The sequence below is a fragment of the Ruegeria sp. TASC047 genome (genome assembly GCF_059612445.1).
Window position 1 is genome coordinate 84,336 of the sequence record NZ_JBXWQP010000028.1, and the last position, 15,592, is coordinate 99,927.

17 protein-coding genes and 1 tRNA gene are annotated in these 15,592 nt (G+C 57.0%); 10 read left to right on the top strand and 8 right to left on the bottom strand.

The genetic code is table 11. The annotated features are described in order from the left end of the window. Position 1 precedes the first annotated feature (1 nt). The 3 genes from AC2FLO_RS07215 to AC2FLO_RS07225 all read right to left on the bottom strand — a co-directional run bounded on the left by AC2FLO_RS07215 (position 2) and on the right by AC2FLO_RS07225 (position 1,558). Positions 2–472 (bottom strand): plasmid mobilization protein, encoded by a 471-nt coding sequence (locus AC2FLO_RS07215; RefSeq protein WP_480748532.1) that lies wholly within the window; start codon positions 470–472, stop codon positions 2–4. Further along, entirely contained in the window at positions 469–1,326 is an 858-nt protein-coding gene (locus AC2FLO_RS07220) for a hypothetical protein (protein WP_496753214.1), read from the bottom strand. The genes AC2FLO_RS07215 and AC2FLO_RS07220 overlap by 4 nt, the downstream gene beginning before the upstream one ends. Positions 1,327–1,481: 155 nt before the next feature. Continuing rightward, positions 1,482–1,558, bottom strand: a tRNA-Arg gene (locus AC2FLO_RS07225). A 115-nt stretch (positions 1,559–1,673) separates the two neighbouring features. Between AC2FLO_RS07225 and AC2FLO_RS07230 the strand changes: the two genes are divergently transcribed. Both AC2FLO_RS07230 and AC2FLO_RS07235 read left to right on the top strand, forming a co-directional pair. Continuing rightward, positions 1,674–2,699, top strand: coding sequence for a LacI family DNA-binding transcriptional regulator (locus tag AC2FLO_RS07230; protein ID WP_267366879.1), 1,026 nt, complete (start codon positions 1,674–1,676; stop codon positions 2,697–2,699). Next, positions 2,696–3,907, top strand: a complete 1,212-nt coding sequence (locus AC2FLO_RS07235) for a winged helix-turn-helix domain-containing protein (RefSeq protein ID WP_496753215.1) — start codon at positions 2,696–2,698, stop codon at positions 3,905–3,907. Before AC2FLO_RS07230 ends, AC2FLO_RS07235 begins: the two co-directional genes overlap by 4 nt. A 3-nt stretch (positions 3,908–3,910) precedes the next feature. Here the strand turns inward: AC2FLO_RS07235 and AC2FLO_RS07240 are convergent, their stop codons facing one another. Both AC2FLO_RS07240 and hpaR read right to left on the bottom strand, forming a co-directional pair. Further along, entirely contained in the window at positions 3,911–4,609 is a 699-nt protein-coding gene (locus AC2FLO_RS07240; RefSeq protein ID WP_496753216.1) for a fumarylacetoacetate hydrolase family protein, read from the bottom strand. Positions 4,610–5,210: 601 nt separating this feature from the next. Continuing rightward, complete coding sequence (gene hpaR, locus AC2FLO_RS07245) at positions 5,211–5,645, bottom strand: homoprotocatechuate degradation operon regulator HpaR (protein ID WP_480586891.1); 435 nt, start codon at positions 5,643–5,645, stop codon at positions 5,211–5,213. Between the two features lie 188 nt (positions 5,646–5,833). Between hpaR and AC2FLO_RS07250 the strand changes: the two genes are divergently transcribed. Beyond that, positions 5,834–6,604, top strand: a complete 771-nt coding sequence (locus tag AC2FLO_RS07250) for an HpcH/HpaI aldolase family protein (RefSeq protein WP_480898599.1) — start codon at positions 5,834–5,836, stop codon at positions 6,602–6,604. A gap of 4 nt (positions 6,605–6,608) precedes the next feature. Here AC2FLO_RS07250 and AC2FLO_RS07255 read toward each other — a convergent pair whose 3' ends face one another. Next, positions 6,609–7,751 (bottom strand): DUF3095 domain-containing protein, encoded by a 1,143-nt coding sequence (locus AC2FLO_RS07255; RefSeq protein ID WP_496753217.1) that lies wholly within the window; start codon positions 7,749–7,751, stop codon positions 6,609–6,611. 140 nt (positions 7,752–7,891) lie between these two features. On the opposite strand from AC2FLO_RS07255, the gene AC2FLO_RS07260 reads away from it, so the two are divergent. The 6 genes from AC2FLO_RS07260 to AC2FLO_RS07285 all read left to right on the top strand — a co-directional run bounded on the left by AC2FLO_RS07260 (position 7,892) and on the right by AC2FLO_RS07285 (position 14,132). After that, entirely contained in the window at positions 7,892–9,064 is a 1,173-nt protein-coding gene (locus AC2FLO_RS07260; protein ID WP_496753218.1) for an MFS transporter, read from the top strand. Between the two features lie 21 nt (positions 9,065–9,085). Beyond that, positions 9,086–10,117 (top strand): glycosyltransferase family 4 protein, encoded by a 1,032-nt coding sequence (locus AC2FLO_RS07265; RefSeq protein WP_496753219.1) that lies wholly within the window; start codon positions 9,086–9,088, stop codon positions 10,115–10,117. A 103-nt stretch (positions 10,118–10,220) separates the two neighbouring features. Continuing rightward, positions 10,221–11,243 (top strand): aspartate-semialdehyde dehydrogenase, encoded by a 1,023-nt coding sequence (locus AC2FLO_RS07270; protein ID WP_267367255.1) that lies wholly within the window; start codon positions 10,221–10,223, stop codon positions 11,241–11,243. Positions 11,244–11,366: 123 nt separating this feature from the next. Beyond that, entirely contained in the window at positions 11,367–12,590 is a 1,224-nt protein-coding gene (locus AC2FLO_RS07275; protein ID WP_496753220.1) for a DUF4139 domain-containing protein, read from the top strand. Next, on the top strand, positions 12,581–12,997 hold the full coding sequence (locus AC2FLO_RS07280; RefSeq protein WP_496753221.1) for a DUF4139 domain-containing protein: 417 nt from the start codon (positions 12,581–12,583) through the stop codon (positions 12,995–12,997). Before AC2FLO_RS07275 ends, AC2FLO_RS07280 begins: the two co-directional genes overlap by 10 nt. A gap of 217 nt (positions 12,998–13,214) precedes the next feature. Then, positions 13,215–14,132 carry an endonuclease/exonuclease/phosphatase family protein gene (locus tag AC2FLO_RS07285; protein WP_496753222.1) on the top strand — a complete coding sequence of 306 codons (918 nt, stop codon included), beginning with the start codon at positions 13,215–13,217 and terminating at the stop codon, positions 14,130–14,132. Between the two features lie 63 nt (positions 14,133–14,195). Here the strand turns inward: AC2FLO_RS07285 and AC2FLO_RS07290 are convergent, their stop codons facing one another. Together AC2FLO_RS07290 and AC2FLO_RS07295 are read right to left on the bottom strand one after the other, a co-directional pair. Beyond that, on the bottom strand, positions 14,196–14,327 hold the full coding sequence (locus AC2FLO_RS07290; protein WP_496753223.1) for a hypothetical protein: 132 nt from the start codon (positions 14,325–14,327) through the stop codon (positions 14,196–14,198). A gap of 72 nt (positions 14,328–14,399) precedes the next feature. Next, positions 14,400–15,050, bottom strand: coding sequence for a carbonic anhydrase (locus AC2FLO_RS07295; protein WP_496753224.1), 651 nt, complete (start codon positions 15,048–15,050; stop codon positions 14,400–14,402). Positions 15,051–15,194: 144 nt separating this feature from the next. On the opposite strand from AC2FLO_RS07295, the gene AC2FLO_RS07300 reads away from it, so the two are divergent. After that, entirely contained in the window at positions 15,195–15,584 is a 390-nt protein-coding gene (locus AC2FLO_RS07300; protein ID WP_496753283.1) for a hypothetical protein, read from the top strand. Positions 15,585–15,592: the final 8 nt, after the last annotated feature.

A 15,592-nucleotide genomic window follows, 5' to 3' on the forward strand; every position in this document is an offset into this window, starting at 1 on the left:
ATCATTCGCCACCGCCCGTGTGTGCCGCCACGATCTGCGCCAATTGCCGCTCGATGGCCACAAGCTGCGTCGTGACCTTGAGCGCATCGATCTGGCTCGCGCAGCCGGATTTGACCGCGCCGTTGATCCAGCGGGAGAGCTGATTGAGGTTGCCGCCGACGCGGGCAATCGCAAAGGTCAGCTTCGGGTCAACTCGGGGGACGGGCTTGCGCCGACGTGCCTCGGTCAGCCCCAATGCCTCGCGCATCAGCGTGGCATTGGGCAGGCCAGCGGCGCGCGCCTTGGCCACAAGCGCGGCCTTTTCCGACGGGGTGCATCGAAAGATCACGCTCTCGGAAAGGCCCTCTTTGACGCCGCTTGCGTGCGTTTGGTTGGGGTTTGAAGGGGAGGCTGGCCGCCCCTCACAAGTCCCGCCGATGTAATCGGTGGGTAACCTTGCTCTCTGCTCTTTGTGGAGATCGATCGCACTCATGCGCTAAGCCCCGCCGCTTCGATTTCAGCTGAGCTGACTAGGTTCGCGGCTAGCAAAGCGGTCACTTGGCCGGGTGTTATGTGGCGGCAAAGGGGATGCTTGTCCGTGACCCAATCGGCCAAACCTTTCAGCAATTCAGCCTCTTTGGCTTTGCCCGCTTCTCGCGCCTCCTCAACCTCCTGAAGGTATTTCAACCAACGGCCAGAGGAGAACCAATTGTCGGAGAAGCACACCTTGGAGCGGGTGAAGCCTTCGCTCTCGGTCGCATAGGTCCGCACGGCGTCCTCGAGGTCTTTGGCGTCCACTCCGTCGGCCAGCGCTTGGCGGATTTGCGAGTTACAAACCGCTTTGCCGCGAACGCGATCCTCGGGGTAGGCGGACAAAATCTTTTCTGAAATCTCATCCTCCACCGCTACCTTCGCGTGCGAAGGATTTGGTTTTTGATATGGTTTATATCTGTTCTTATAGGATTTGCCCTCAGGGGCAGATGGCTTGCCCTCAGGGGCAAATGCATCATTTTCCCTTTCGGTCAGATCGATTTGCCCATTTGGGCAAATGGAGTTGCCCAAGGCATACCAACAGGTCCGATCATAACGATCATCGCTGAAATTGCCCTTGATGATCAGCTCTGCGCTGACCAGCTTTTCGAGCGCTGTTCGGATCTGCTTTTCGCTCAGATAGGGGAACAACTCACTAAAGGCCGAGATCGAATTGTAAGTCCAATACCGCCCGTCTCGAAGGTTGCGGCGATTGGCTTGGTTCTTCTCGATCCAGAAGGTGATGTTCTGGAAAATCACCGCCGCGTTCAGGCCAACACGTCCCGCGATTTCGGGATCAAAGCTATGGCGGCTCATGATTGGCCCCCGAAATACGCACAAACGTGCGAATTTTGTACAGGTCTTGTACGAGAAATCGGCCGTTTCAGTCGATTACGGCCCGAAAGCTGACGGGACTTTTTGCAGTCTTCCGCACAACGTCCTGTAAATAAGCCATATTTTTCAGGTGGTTTTGGCGACCCCGGCAGGATTCGAACCTGCAACCTGCCCCTTAGGAGGGGGCTGCTCTATCCAGTTGAGCCACGGGGCCGTGCCAGGCTCTCTGTAACCGGGATTTTCCGGGTTGTCATCGCCTTTGCACAATTGTTGTACACGCCGACCTGATCACGCTACCATCGGACAAAATAACAACGCAGGTGCCTCCCGTGAACAGTGAAACCAAACGCCCGCTTACCCTTCGTGATGTGTCCGAGGCTTCCGGAGTATCCGAGATGACGGTAAGCCGGGTTCTGCGTAACCGGGGGGATGTGTCTGACGCCACCCGCACCCGCGTTCTGGCCGCCGCCAAAGAGCTTGGCTATGTCCCCAACAAGATCGCGGGCGCATTGGCGTCCAGCCGGGTTAATCTGATCGCGGTGATCATCCCTTCACTTTCGAACATGGTCTTCCCCGAGGTGATGACAGGCATCAACCAGGTGTTGGAAGACACCGAATTGCAACCCGTGGTCGGGGTAACCGATTATCTGCCCGAGAAAGAGGAAAAAGTGCTGTACGAGATGCTCTCGTGGCGGCCCTCTGGCGTGATCATTGCGGGGCTTGAACATACCGAAGCCGCGCGCGCCATGCTGGATTCGGCGGGTATTCCGGTGGTCGAGATCATGGACACGGATGGCAAGCCGGTGGATGCGATGGTGGGGATTTCACACCGCCGCGCGGGGCGCGAGATGGCGCAGGCAATCCTGAAGGCCGGATATCAGCATATCGGTTTCATGGGCACCAAGATGCCACTGGATCACCGCGCACGGAAGCGGTTCGAAGGCTTTACCGAAGTTCTTGGCAAGCACGGGATCGAGATCGAGGATCGCGAGTTCTATTCCGGTGGATCAGCCCTGGCCAAAGGGCGCGAAATGACCCAGGCCATGCTGGAACGCTCGCCCGAGCTGGATTTTCTGTATTACTCGAACGATATGATCGGGGCCGGTGGTCTGCTGTACCTGTTGGAACAGGGTATCGATATTCCGGGACAGATTGGCCTAGCAGGCTTTAACAATGTCGAGCTTTTGCAGGGCCTGCCCCGAAAACTCGCTACGATGGATGCCTGTCGTCTGGAAATCGGCCGTCAAGCTGCCCAGATCATCGCCGAACGTCTGGAAAATCCTGATACCGAGATCGAGACACGCGTTACTCTGACCCCCACGATCAGTTATGGTGACACGCTGAAACGGCGATGAACACATCCCTGAAAAGGCTCGACAACCGGACGGCACGGGCCACCTTCATGGACCGACACGCGTTGGGTGAACAACCCTCGGGCTCGGCCAAAGGTTCCGCGCTTCTGGACCTGATCCACCGGCTTGGGTTCGTTCAGCTTGACAGCATCAACACCGTTGCCCGTGCCCATGACATGATCCTGTTCTCTCGCCGGCCCGCCTATCGCAGCGCCAATCTTAAAAGGCTCTATGAAAGGGACAATGCGCTATTCGAGCACTGGACGCATGACGCGGCGGTCATTCCGATGGAGTTCTATCAGCATTGGCATCTGCGCTTTCAGCGGGATGCGGATATGTTGAAGGCGCGGTGGAAGAACTGGCGGCGGGATGGGTTCGAACAGCAGTTTGACACAGTGCTGCAACACATCCGCGACCATGGGGCGGTGTCGTCCTCGGATGTTGGCAAGGATGAAAAGAAGGGCTCGGGCGGGTGGTGGGACTGGCACCCATCGAAAACCGCGTTGGAGTATCTGTGGCGCTCGGGTGCCCTCACTGTCGTCGGTCGGGATGGGTTCCAGAAACGCTATGATCTGACAGAGCGCGTGATTGAAACACATCTCTGCCCCGGCAACACGCCCTGTGATGCCGAAGCGACCGTGGATTGGCTGTGCAACGCCGCATTGGACCGGCTGGGATTTGCAACATCCGGAGAGTTGGCGGCTTTCTGGGACACCGTCAGCGCGGCTGAGGCAAAAGACTGGTGCGCAGCGGCACTGGAAAGTGGCGACATTGAAGAAATCGAGGTTACCTGTGCCGATGGGCGCTTGCGCAAGACATTCGCACGCCCAGATCTGACGACCGAAGTACCGCAGCCACCAGGCCGCATTCGCGTGCTCAGCCCGTTTGACCCCATGCTGCGCGACCGCAGCCGGGCCGAGCGGCTGTTCGGCTTTCACTACCGCATCGAGGTTTTCGTCCCCGAGGCCAAAAGAACTTATGGATACTACGTTTTTCCGCTGCTCGAAGGCGACCGTATGATTGGCCGTATCGATATGAAGGCCCACCGCGATCGTGATCTGCTGCACGTCAAAGCGCTCTGGCCCGAGCGCGGGTTGCGCTGGTCAGATGCCCGTACCCGACGCCTGACCGCCGAGCTGGACCGGGTGCGGCGACTGGCCGGTGTGGAACATGTGACGTTCGCCAAGGGCTGGCTGAAAGAGCCTATTTAGGGCCTATTCTGCGTCTGACAGGGTCAACTTGACCGGCTCCAGCCCATCAATCTTACCTGTCAGAACATCCCCCGCAACGACCGGACCAACACCAGCCGGTGTACCGGTCAGAATCAGGTCACCGGGGCGCAGGTGGTAAAAGCCGGACAGGTGCATGACAATCTCGTCGATCTTCCAGATCAGCTCCTCGAGGGTCGCGTTCTGGCGCAACTCTCCGTTTACGCTTAGCTGAATGCGTTTGTCATCCTCCGGGATCCAGTCGGCAGCTGGCGTCAACGGGGCAAAGACCGCTCCGTTTTCGACGTCCTTTCCCAGATCCCAGGGCCGCTGCTTGTTGCGCTCGCGGATTTGCAGATCACGACGCGTCATATCCAGGGCGCAGCCATAGGCATAAACGGCTTCCCACGCCTGCGCACTGGTGGCGCGAAACACGGGCTTTCCAATGGCCAATGCCAATTCCATCTCATGATGGTAATTTTCGGTCCCGGCAGGATAAGGAACCGTCGCACCCGAGAGTACGGAGTTCGGGGCGGATTTGGTGAAGTAGAAAGGTGCCTCGCGATCCACCTCATTCCCCATTTCGGCGGCATGGGCTGCATAGTTTCGACCGACGCAGAAAATCCGTCCAATGGGATATCCGGCCGCTGCGCCGACAACGGGGATGGTGATCGGGTCCGGAAGCGAAAACAGGCTGTTTGGCATGATAGTCCCTGAAGGTTGCGTAGCTGCCATATTACGTCTGCCAGACCCGCCAGCAAGACCGGAAAACACGCTGTATTTCGCCAATCTCGAAGTGGTGTTTCAGCGTGAAACGGCTCAATTCTGACCTGATTGACTGACGCCGTGTCAAAAATTGGTTTCATCAGTTTTTATGGTCTCACCAGTACACGAACAGGTCGAAACAACTCTTGGCTCAGCCAAAAGCCGGGCAAAATCCTCAGGTAGTCAGGCCCGCGCCGATTTCGGTGCGGTGTCAAAATTCAAAACAGCAGCTTTGGTAAAGCATTTCACCAAAGTGACGTCGGCAAACCATACGCTGACCCATTTACCGGTCGGCAACTGCCTAAACCAGTTTCGGAGAGTATAGGTGCAAGGCCCCTCCCCCAAGGGCCAAAAGACCCTGTTCAGAGCCACATCACAGGCTTTTCAGATACTCCGAAGCACAGGCCGGACCGTCAGGTTTGACGTAACCGGTCTTAGGCCAGGCACCAACGACCAGTCCGGGTCTGGCCGCCCCGTCGGAGACTCCCCCTACAGTTTCCGGCGGGGTCACTGCCGACGACACCGGATGCAGTGAGAATAATCAAGATTCGAGGTCCTTCAACTCGTTCAGCAGATCCAGCAGTAACTCATGCTTGTCCGGTCCAAGCTGAGATCGAATACGTTCCGCCTGGGCTGTGCTTGCAGCCAGATTGGCACGAATGATCTGAACCCCTTTTGAGCTGATCTCAACAACCTGGCGCCGTCGGTCTGCCGGATGGCTGCGCCGCGTGATCAGTCCGCGGTTCTCCAGCTTTTGCAGAATGCGCGTCAGGCTTGGCAGCAACAGGCAGGCGCGATCGGCGATGTGGGTCGGCTCTTGCGGGCCTTCTTCATTCAACACCCGCAACACCCGCCACTGCTGTTCCGTGACACCAGCGTCAGCCAGCATTGCTCGAATGGGTCCCATAACCTTTTCCCGCGCCCGCAAAAGCGCAATGGGCAAAGATCGCGACGTCAGAGGGAGATCGTCGGTCATAAGAAAATTATCACCGAAATCCGGGATATAAGCAAGCAACCCGACACGCAGCAGCAGCGCCCACTCCCGTATTCGCACGTTATGCGGGCCGATTTCAGGCTGGACAATTAGGAACGACCGTTGATGATGCGACCGAGGTCCATTTCATGTCCTTCTCACCTGCTCCGGCTCAAATATGAGGTTTCAGCATGTCAGCCCCAAAGAATATGTTCAAACAGGCTCTAATAAAGGGCGAACAGCAGATTGGTTGCTGGATGAGCTTTGCTGAATCCGTCACCGCCGAGATCATGGGAACCGCGGGTTTCGATTGGCTGGTGATCGATGGTGAACATGCGCCAAATGAGATCCGCTCGATCCGGGATCAACTGACAGCTTTGGCCGGTAGCGCATCTCATCCCGTTGTTCGGGTCCCTGTTGGAGAGACCTGGCTGATCAAGATGGTTCTGGATGCTGGTGCCCAAACAGTACTGGTTCCGATTGTCGAAAGCGCCGCGCAGGCGCAGGATCTGGTCCGTGCCTGCCGCTATCCACCGGACGGGGTGCGGGGTGTTGGCGCAGCGGCATCGCGCGCCACGATGTATGGGTCGACAAGCGACTATATCCAGACCGCAGATCAGGAAATCTGCCTGTTGTTGCAGGTAGAAACCCGCGCCGGAGTGGCCGCGTTGGATGACATTCTTCAAATCGAAGGTGTGGATGGCGTTTTCATTGGCCCCGCTGATCTGTCAACCGACATGGGGTACAAGGGCAACAGCGCCGCACCCGAGGTGCGTGCGGTCATCGCGGACGCCCTGGCCCGGATCAAGGCCGCAGGCAAAGCGCCGGGCATCCTTGCCACCAATGACGAAGCGCGTCAGGCCTATCTGGACATGGGCGCCCAATTTCTGGCGGTCGGTATAGATGTGATGCTGCTGGCACAGGCGGCACGCGCGCTGGCCGCGCAATGGAAACCTTCCTAGACACTCAAGTGCGCATGGCCGCAGCGGCCTGCGCATAGCCGCCCGAGGCTCCATCAACAAAATGCACATGGTCATCCCGTGTGGCCGAGGGGACGATACATGTCATCATCGCCTCGTCCTGTGCGTGCAAACCGTATCTGATTTTCCCACGGCGACGCGCCTCTTCAAGCAGGTGTTCGATTTGGCGCAATGTGTCCGGATCGCAGTCGAGCGTCATTTTCAGCCCGTCATCAAACTTTCGGTAATCGGCATTACTACTGACCATATGTCTGTAATGGTCCGGCTCAAAGCGTCCCATCCGCAGGCCAGTTTTGAACAATACCGCGATCAACAGGTTTTGAACCAGCAGGACGAGCTTGTGCAAAATCACATGACGCCCGTTGCGCGACACATGTGCGTCGATGTCAAGGCCGGGTGGAGGCCATGTCATGGGCGGACCCTTTTCCGACACCGGATGGCCAGCACGCTCAAGCGCTTCCGACGCGGACAAGACGGATTGCGCAAGATCGGCAAAGTCCCGTTCGGTTGCTGACGGTGTGGGCTGTACGACCAATGAAACGATTTGACCGTGACGGGCCGGGCTGTTGGACCACCTGCAAGAAAGGCCTGTCAGATCCGGCTGCGCACCTGGCCCTGCGGGTGTGACCATATTTTGCCCGGCTTTCATCCCGGCCTCGGCCCAGGCCAGACCACCGCCGGAAAACATGGCGTAGTCCACTCCGGTAGAGGGTGCATAGCGAGCAACGCGCAGATCCTTACCCGCTTTGCGAATATCAGCCACCGACACCAGCGCCGCCCGTAATGGCATGGAGAACTCTTCATCTGCCCAGCGCCGCAAATCCGCCAGCGTAGTCCGGGCGGTTTCAGCTTTTCCGGGCGGGACAGCAAATCCCGCCCCATCGCCGCCAAAGACATATGGAAACAGCGCACCGTCCATTGCATTGATCATGGCCGAAATTACCGCAGCGCCCACAGTATTGACTGTCTTGTACCGGCCCCGCGCGATTTCGCCTGTTGAATCGACAATGTCAGCAACACCCAGAACCCAATCATCGGGCAGTTTTGAAAACTGTGCGGGGTCTGCCAGGCGGGTAAAATCGCGCTGCAAGGGAAGGTTTTCGTAAAATGTGAACTGGAGGTCTTTCATGCTCCCCCTCGAAGTCAATGTTTTGACAAAGATAGCCGGAAGGCGAGCCATGTCCTGACTTTGAAACATAATACACAGGCTTGTGCGTTGCATCACGGCGTGCCAAGCATTTTCCTCGGACGAGCAGGAAAGGGCTGAAGATGCAGGCAGGTTTGGTGGTTTTATGCCTGGGCTATGTGCTCAGCCAATTTTTCCGCGCTTTCCTTGCGGTTCTCAGCCTGGATCTGGAACGTGACATAAGTGCCATGCCCGAAGATTTGGCCTTTGCTTCCGGTCTTTGGTTTATTGTATTCGCCGTCTTGCAGATCCCGGTCGGATGGGCGCTGGACAGGATTGGCCCACGCCTCACGTCCGCCGCGCTGCTTCTGGTCGGCGGGGCAGGTGGAGCGGCGGTTTTTGCAGCCGCAACAACGCCCCTGCACATCAGCATAGCCATGGGCCTGATCGGTGTCGGGTGCTCTCCGGTCCTAATGGCCTCCTACTATATCTTTGCGCGTGAATACCCCCCGGCGCGGTTTGCCACATTGGCCGCCGTGATGTTGGGCGCAGGGTCCGTTGGAAATCTGGTGGCTTCTTATCCAACCGCGCTTGCCGTGGAATGGATGGGGTGGCGTGCAACGATGGTCGGGTTGGCCACAGTGTCCGCCGCAATCGCATTGGGCCTGTGGCTGACTGTTCACGACCCGGCGAAGGTCGAAACAGAACACAAGGGATCCCTGCTGGATCTGCTGAAGGAGCCTGCCCTGTGGCTGATCCTGCCCCTGATGCTGGTTGCCTACGCCCCCTCTGCTGCGCTGCGAGGGCTTTGGGCCGGGCCGTACCTGAACGACGTCTTTGGCTTAAGTGCCACTCAGATCGGCACTGCAACGCTGATCATGGGTGCGGCTATGATTGCGGGCACTTTTGTTTACGGACCGCTGGACCGCGTTTTTGGTACCCGGAAATGGGTGGTTTTCGCTGGCAACGCACTGGGCGCAGCTGCGTTGGGCTTGCTCTGCTTGTGGATCGAGGATGCAACATGGCTGTCTGTCCTGCTGATGGCCGTGATCGGCTTTACCGGTGCCAGCTTTCCGGTCATCATGGCTCATGGCCGTGCCTTCGTGCCTCCGCATCTGGTGGGGCGTGGTGTGACATTGCTGAATCTTTTCGGCATCGGCGGCGTTGGCATTTCTCAATTCGTCACCGGACGTATTCACGCAGCCACAGTGCAAGACGGATCAACGGCACCCTACACCGCAATATTCGGGTTTTTTGCAGTCACCCTTGCCATTGGTTGCGTGATCTATCTATTCAGCCGGGATAGTGTGGATTGACGCAGCCATCAGGAGAGTCCGTTGAAAGACCCCGTTGTCATAGCCCCAAATCTAAAACGCAGACTTTCGGGCGTAACAGCGACCATCGCAAGGCTGGTTCCTCTGCAGGCGCAATGGATCGACATCGCCGCCACTGGACCGGGTCTGCCCGCCGACACGCCGCACATCCCGCTGGGTCGACTGCCCTTCCTGTCGCGTCGTAAAAGGCGGGTCTGGCACGCACGCCGCAACACCGAGATGTTGCTGGGGCTTATCCTGCGCGATGTGTTCCGGTTAAAGCTCAAAATGCTGTTCACAAGCGCGTCCCAAAGGCCGCACACAGGCTATACCAAATGGCTGATCGGAAAGATGGATGCGGTCGTTGCAACCTCGCGCAAAACCGCAGGGTATCTTGAGCGAGACTCGCAGGTGGTGATGCATGGCATCAACGTAGAAGACTTCGTTCCGCCTTCAGACAAGGCCGCCGTCCGTGCTCGGCTGGGGCTGCCGGATGGGGTACTGTTAGGGTGTTACGGCCGTATTCGACACCAAAAAGGCACGGATGCCTTTGTCGACGCCATGATTGACGTGTGCGGGCGGTTCGACACAGTGTCAGGCATCGTCATGGGCCGGGCAACCGAGAAACACACCGCATTTCTGGCCGAACTGAAGGATAAGGTCGCAAAGGCTGGCTTGTCGGATCGCATCCTTTTCAAGCCCGAGGTGACCGTAGATCAGATTGCTGAATGGTATCAGGTTCTGGACCTGTTTGTTGCGCCACAAAGGTGGGAGGGATTTGGTTTGACCCCACTCGAAGCAATGGCCTGCGGTGTTCCGGTTGTAGCCACAGATGTCGGTGCGTTCTCCGAGATCATAACTGATCTATCCTCTGGCAAGGTGGTGGCCCCCGATGATGTTCCCGCCTTGGTCGAGGCGATTGCCCAGATGTTGAAATGCAATGATTCCCTGTCACAAGCGGGTCAGGCATCCCGCACCCATGTCGAGCAGAATTTTGACATTCAGGGCGAAGCAAAGACGCTGGTTGCGCTATATGAACGACTTTTGAACGATTGAACCGCTTGAATTCAGCATCAGTCGTTGAAAACCCCGCTGATAGCCCTTTTTTCTTCGCCGCAACGCGGCTATGAACGCGCGTCCTTAACTTTGGAGACATGAAATGGGCTATCGCGTCGTAGTCGTCGGCGCCACGGGCAACGTGGGCCGCGAAATGCTGAACATTCTGGCTGAACGCCAGTTCCCGGTTGATGAACTTGCCGCCCTGGCAAGCCGTCGCTCGCTGGGTACCGAAGTAAGCTTTGGCGACAAGACCCTTACGACCAAAGATCTGGACACGTTCGATTTCACCGGCTGGGACATGGCGCTGTTTGCCGTGGGTTCCGAGGCGACCAAAGTCTACGCCCCCAAGGCAGCTGCGGCGGGTTGTGTGGTGATCGACAACTCGTCGCTCTATCGCTATGACCCGGACATTCCGCTGATCGTGCCGGAATGTAACCCGCAGGCGATCCACGACTACAAGAACAAGAACATCATCGCCAACCCCAACTGCTCGACAGCGCAGATGGTTGTCGCGCTGAAGCCGCTGCATGACCGCGCCAAGATCAAGCGCGTTGTTGTGTCGACATATCAGTCAGTTTCGGGTGCCGGCAAAGAGGGCATGGATGAGCTTTGGGATCAGACCAAGGCCGTCTACAACCCTACCACCGAGGTCGCCCCGAAGAAGTTCCAGAAGCAGATCGCCTTCAACGTCATTCCGCAGATCGACGTCTTCATGGAAGACGGCTCGACCAAGGAAGAGTGGAAGATGGTTGTCGAGACCAAGAAGATCGTCGATCCGTCGATCAAGGTCACTGCAACCTGCGTCCGCGTGCCGGTGTTTGTCGGCCATTCCGAAGCCGTGAATATCGAGTTCGAAGAGTTTCTGGACGAAGACGAAGCCCGCGATATCCTGCGCGAAGCGCCGGGCATCATGGTGATCGACAAGCGCGAAGCGGGTGGCTACGTCTCGCCCATCGAATGCGCAGGCGACTTTGCCACATTCATCAGCCGCATCCGCCAGGATTCGACTATCGAAAACGGTCTGAACCTGTGGTGCGTCAGCGACAACCTGCGCAAGGGTGCCGCCCTGAACGCGGTTCAGATCGCCGAACTGCTGGGCCGTGAGGTCCTGAAAAAGGGCTGAGGGCTTTCAACGCTGAAAACCCCTAAGGGTCGCCCTTTGCAGGCGGCCCTTTTTTGTGCTTGCAGTCGACCATCCGGGCTGCAACCCTTGCGGGAAGATAGCCCCTGATTTCCGTGAGTGATTATGAGACCCCTGATTTACCTTCTGGCCCTTGCGCCCACTGTCCTGAATGCTGAAACATTTTTGATCGACACCAAAGTCAGTGAGGTCACGGTTTACCCCAGAGGAGCCGACATTATCCGCACAGGGGCCTACGATATTCCTGCTGGCAACCATCGTTTGATCTTGCAGGGCATTCCCGCACGTGACGAAAATCAGTTGTTTTCAATTCAGGTTCTGACCGAAGGTCTGACACAAACCGCGTTGCTGCGGCGCTTTGAAAACCTTCCGGTACAGGACCGCAAAAGCGAAGCTGTAATGCAGGCCGAGGACCGGATCGAAGCCATCGAAGATCAGATCACTGCTGTCACTGACAAGGCAAAAGCCACCCGTTTACGCGCCGAGGCTGCACGCCAATCCTTATTGTTTCTTGGTCAATTGGGACAGAATGAAGGCCTGCCTGCCGACCCAAACACGCTGCGTGAGATCACCCGCATGATCGCCGAGGAATCTCTGCGCGCCGAGCAAGAAGCCCAATCGGCGGAAATCGAAGCCCGAGGTGTCGAGCGGCAACTGGAACAGCTGGAAGAAGATTTGTTGATTGCTCAGGCTGATCTGGCAGCACTGATCCCCGAAGCTGATGACCATGTATTCGTTGCCATCGACGTGACCTCCGACACGGCAACAAAGGGTGCTCTGACCGTGTCCTACATCGACTCCTATGCCGCAGAATGGTCTCCGGGATACGAGTTTCATTTGGCAACCGGCGATGCGCCCACAGTTCGGATCGACCGCAACATCCTGATCACGCAGGACACAGGTGAAAACTGGCGCGATGTTACGATGCATGTGTCGACTATTGCCCCCACAGGGCAGAGCGCTGCATCATGGCTGCCTTCAGTGCGACATTGGATACGCGAAACACCGCCACCGCAACCAGAACAGGGAAATTTCGGGAAATTGGCAGAAGCGGTTGTCGAGGCACCTGTTATAGTGGAAGAGACATCCATAGGCACGATGTTGACCTCGTCAGTAGAAGGCACCGGTATCACATATACTTTGCCAAATCTCATCTCGGTTTCCACTGGTTATGAGATTACCGAGGTCGCATTGGACTCAATCACCCAATCTGCCGAGGTTTTTGCGCTTGGCGTGCCCTGGCGCGATGACACAGCGTATCGGACCGCGCGGTTCACAAACCCAATGGATCAGAGGCTTCTGGAGTCGGCTGCCGCGCGGTGTTTGTAGACGATATTCTTGTTGCTGCCGGAGGGTCGCAGGAAATTGGCCCTCGGGAAGAAATCGAGATGGGATTTGGTCCCATCCATGGTCTGACACTTTCGCGACAGATCCTGAACCGCAGCAGCGGTGACACCGGGATCATTTCGCGGTCCAATCAACGGATCGAACAGGCTGAAATCAGCATTGAAAACCTGACGGACCAAACCTGGCCGCTGCGCCTTTTGGACCGGGTTCCATATTCCGAGCAGGACGATCTGGAAATCACGTGGAACGCCAATCCGCGCCCAAATGAAGAAAATGTGGACAACCAACGCGGAATTCTAGCTTGGGAAATGGATATTGCCCCCGATCAAAAGGCAAACATCACCTTGAACCTTGAACTGAACTGGCCCGAGGGGATGGACCTGAGGTAGCTTCCAAAGACGCTCGGATTTTGCCGTCTATTTCATCAGCCGCACCCATCAAGGCACCGACCGGACCCCAAGCATCGGCAGAGCGCTGACGGCAATCCAAATTGCCGACCAGTTGACAAATTCAGGCGTGCTTGCCAGCTAATCACCGACCTGAACGCGATGGATGGGACAGAACAGACAACAGGTGGTGCCCTGCACAGGGCATCAGGGGCAGAGCATGGGAAATTCGACCAAACGCAGAATTGGAAGATACCTGATCTTAGGATGTACAGGCATTCTGGTTGGGCTTATCCTCATCGGGTTTACCGGGCAGTTCCTGGCGGTCGGAGATTCCTTTGCGCTTTTCCGCCCACAAGCCGGCGTTCTGCTTTTGCCGTGTGCGGCGATCCTGCTGTATATGCGCGCCAGATACCTTGCTTTGGTCACCCTGGCCATTGCCGCTGTTGCAGTGGGATCAATCGCAACCAGTTTCGCCGCCCCGCCCAAGGACTGCAACGGTCCGTGTCTGACCCTGTATCAAAAGAACCTCATGAGCCGGGCGTGGCCCCGGTATTCGCTGGCCGACGACATCATTGCATCCGATGCTCAGATCGTGACGTTGCAGGAAGTCTCGAGTCACAACCGCGAATACATGAGCAACCTGTTCGAGCATTACCCCGAAAAGGTGATCTGTGAGTTTCGTCCCGAACAAAACGTTGCCATCCTGACAACTTTGCCGATTGTCGAAGGGTCCGGGCTCTGCCTGAAAGGTCATGGTCTTGTCGGAATACAAGTCGAAGCCCCGGACGGGTCTTTGGTCTGGATCGTATCGATCCACCTGAACTGGCCTTTTCCTTATGACCAATCAACCCAAAGCCGGATCATTGCGGAACGCATTGCGGATCTGGATGGCCCGGTTCTGATAGCCGGGGATTTCAACATGGTTCCTTGGGGTGCAAGCGTCCGGCGGATCGCGGCGGCAGCAGACAACCAGAGTTTTGGGGCCGTCCTGAACACTCATGATCTTGGCAGATGGCACCTACCGTTGCCAATCGACAACCTTTTGTTCCCGAAGGGAACAACCGGAACAGTCGAACTGCGCCCGTTCATGGGATCCGACCATTTCGGCAAATTCGCGCGGTTTCGCTTGGACTAATCCGCGAGGTCTCCGCCGCCTTGGTGGGCATACCAGAGCGCATGTTGCGATCTCAAGAAGGGTCTAGGTGTTATCTTCGATCAGCACTTTCAGATTATTCAACCCGCGCTCGTAATCGCCGCCAACCCATTTATCCATCATCAACTCCATCCAGCGGGACATGGGGTTGAGCCCTAGATCGGATTCAAACGTCATGTGTGGAGCATACGAAGTAACGGCTCTGAAACAGAGCCGTATTCCGCATCATTTTTTCACTATGAACTGTCGTCAGACCGGAACGAATTTCTTCTGTATGGGGTCGAAACTCTCTAACCCGCCAGCGCCGATATCGGTCCACAACCCGTGCAGGCTCAGGGTGCCCTGTTCGACCGCTGACGAGATGAACGGGAACGTCATCAGGTTTTCAAGCGACGCAACAACCGACTGGCGTTCCAGCTGCCGGGCTTGTTCGAGGCTGTCTTTGATATCAGCGACAAGTTCGAATTTTGGTTTCAGAATGTCCATCCAGCGACCGACAAAGCTTTCCTTTGCGTCCAGTTGCGGCGCCTGACCCTTGCACATGTCGATACAGCCCTGAACACCACCGCATTGCGAATGGCCAAGAACCATCAGATGCGCAACCTTGAGAGAAGTGACGGCGTACTCGATTGCTGCGCTGGTACCGTGATGATCGCCGTCCGGCGCATAGGGTGGCACCAGATTGGCGATATTGCGGTGGATAAAGAAATCGCCCTGATCGGCACCGAACATCGAGGTCACATGGACCCGGCTGTCGCAGCAGGAAATCACCATCGCCCGGGGCCGCTGCCCTTCATCTGCCAGCCGCTTGAACCAGACCTGGTTTTCCGAATACGTGGTCGCTTTCCAGCCGTGATACCGCGTGACCAGATAGCTCGGCAAAGGTTTGGCAAATTCCATTACGGTGTCCCCGTTCTTGTCGCTGACCGATCCTCTAAACCGAATTCTAGGAAAATTCGAGCAATTATCCGATTTCTCTGCAAGGTTTTGCAAAGGAATTTGTCACCAGTATCAAACCTGCGCCGTGGGGGCGTCAGAAATAGGGTGAATGTGGTGGAAAAAATAATCACGCTTGAACACAAGGAATCCGTCCGTCTGGATTCGGATCAACTAAGTGGCCTTTACCGTCAACTGGGCGACAAGAACGCGCTGGATGTGCTGTGCCGCACCATCGAAGAACTGGCAGTGCGCCTGTCGAACTGCGAACGCTTTTGGCGTCAGCGCGAATGGGCCGACCTGCGCAAATGCGCAAGGTCCCTGGTTGCGATTTCCGAACAGGTCGGGATGACGGTTCTGGCCAGGGTTGCAGGTGACGTGGCGCAGGCCGTCGATGTCGGTGACGCGGTAGCCGCAGGCGCGACGCTGGGACGTCTGATCCGCGTTGGTGAGCGGTCATTGACAGCCGTCTGGGATCAACAGGACCTTTCCGTCTGACAGGGGTT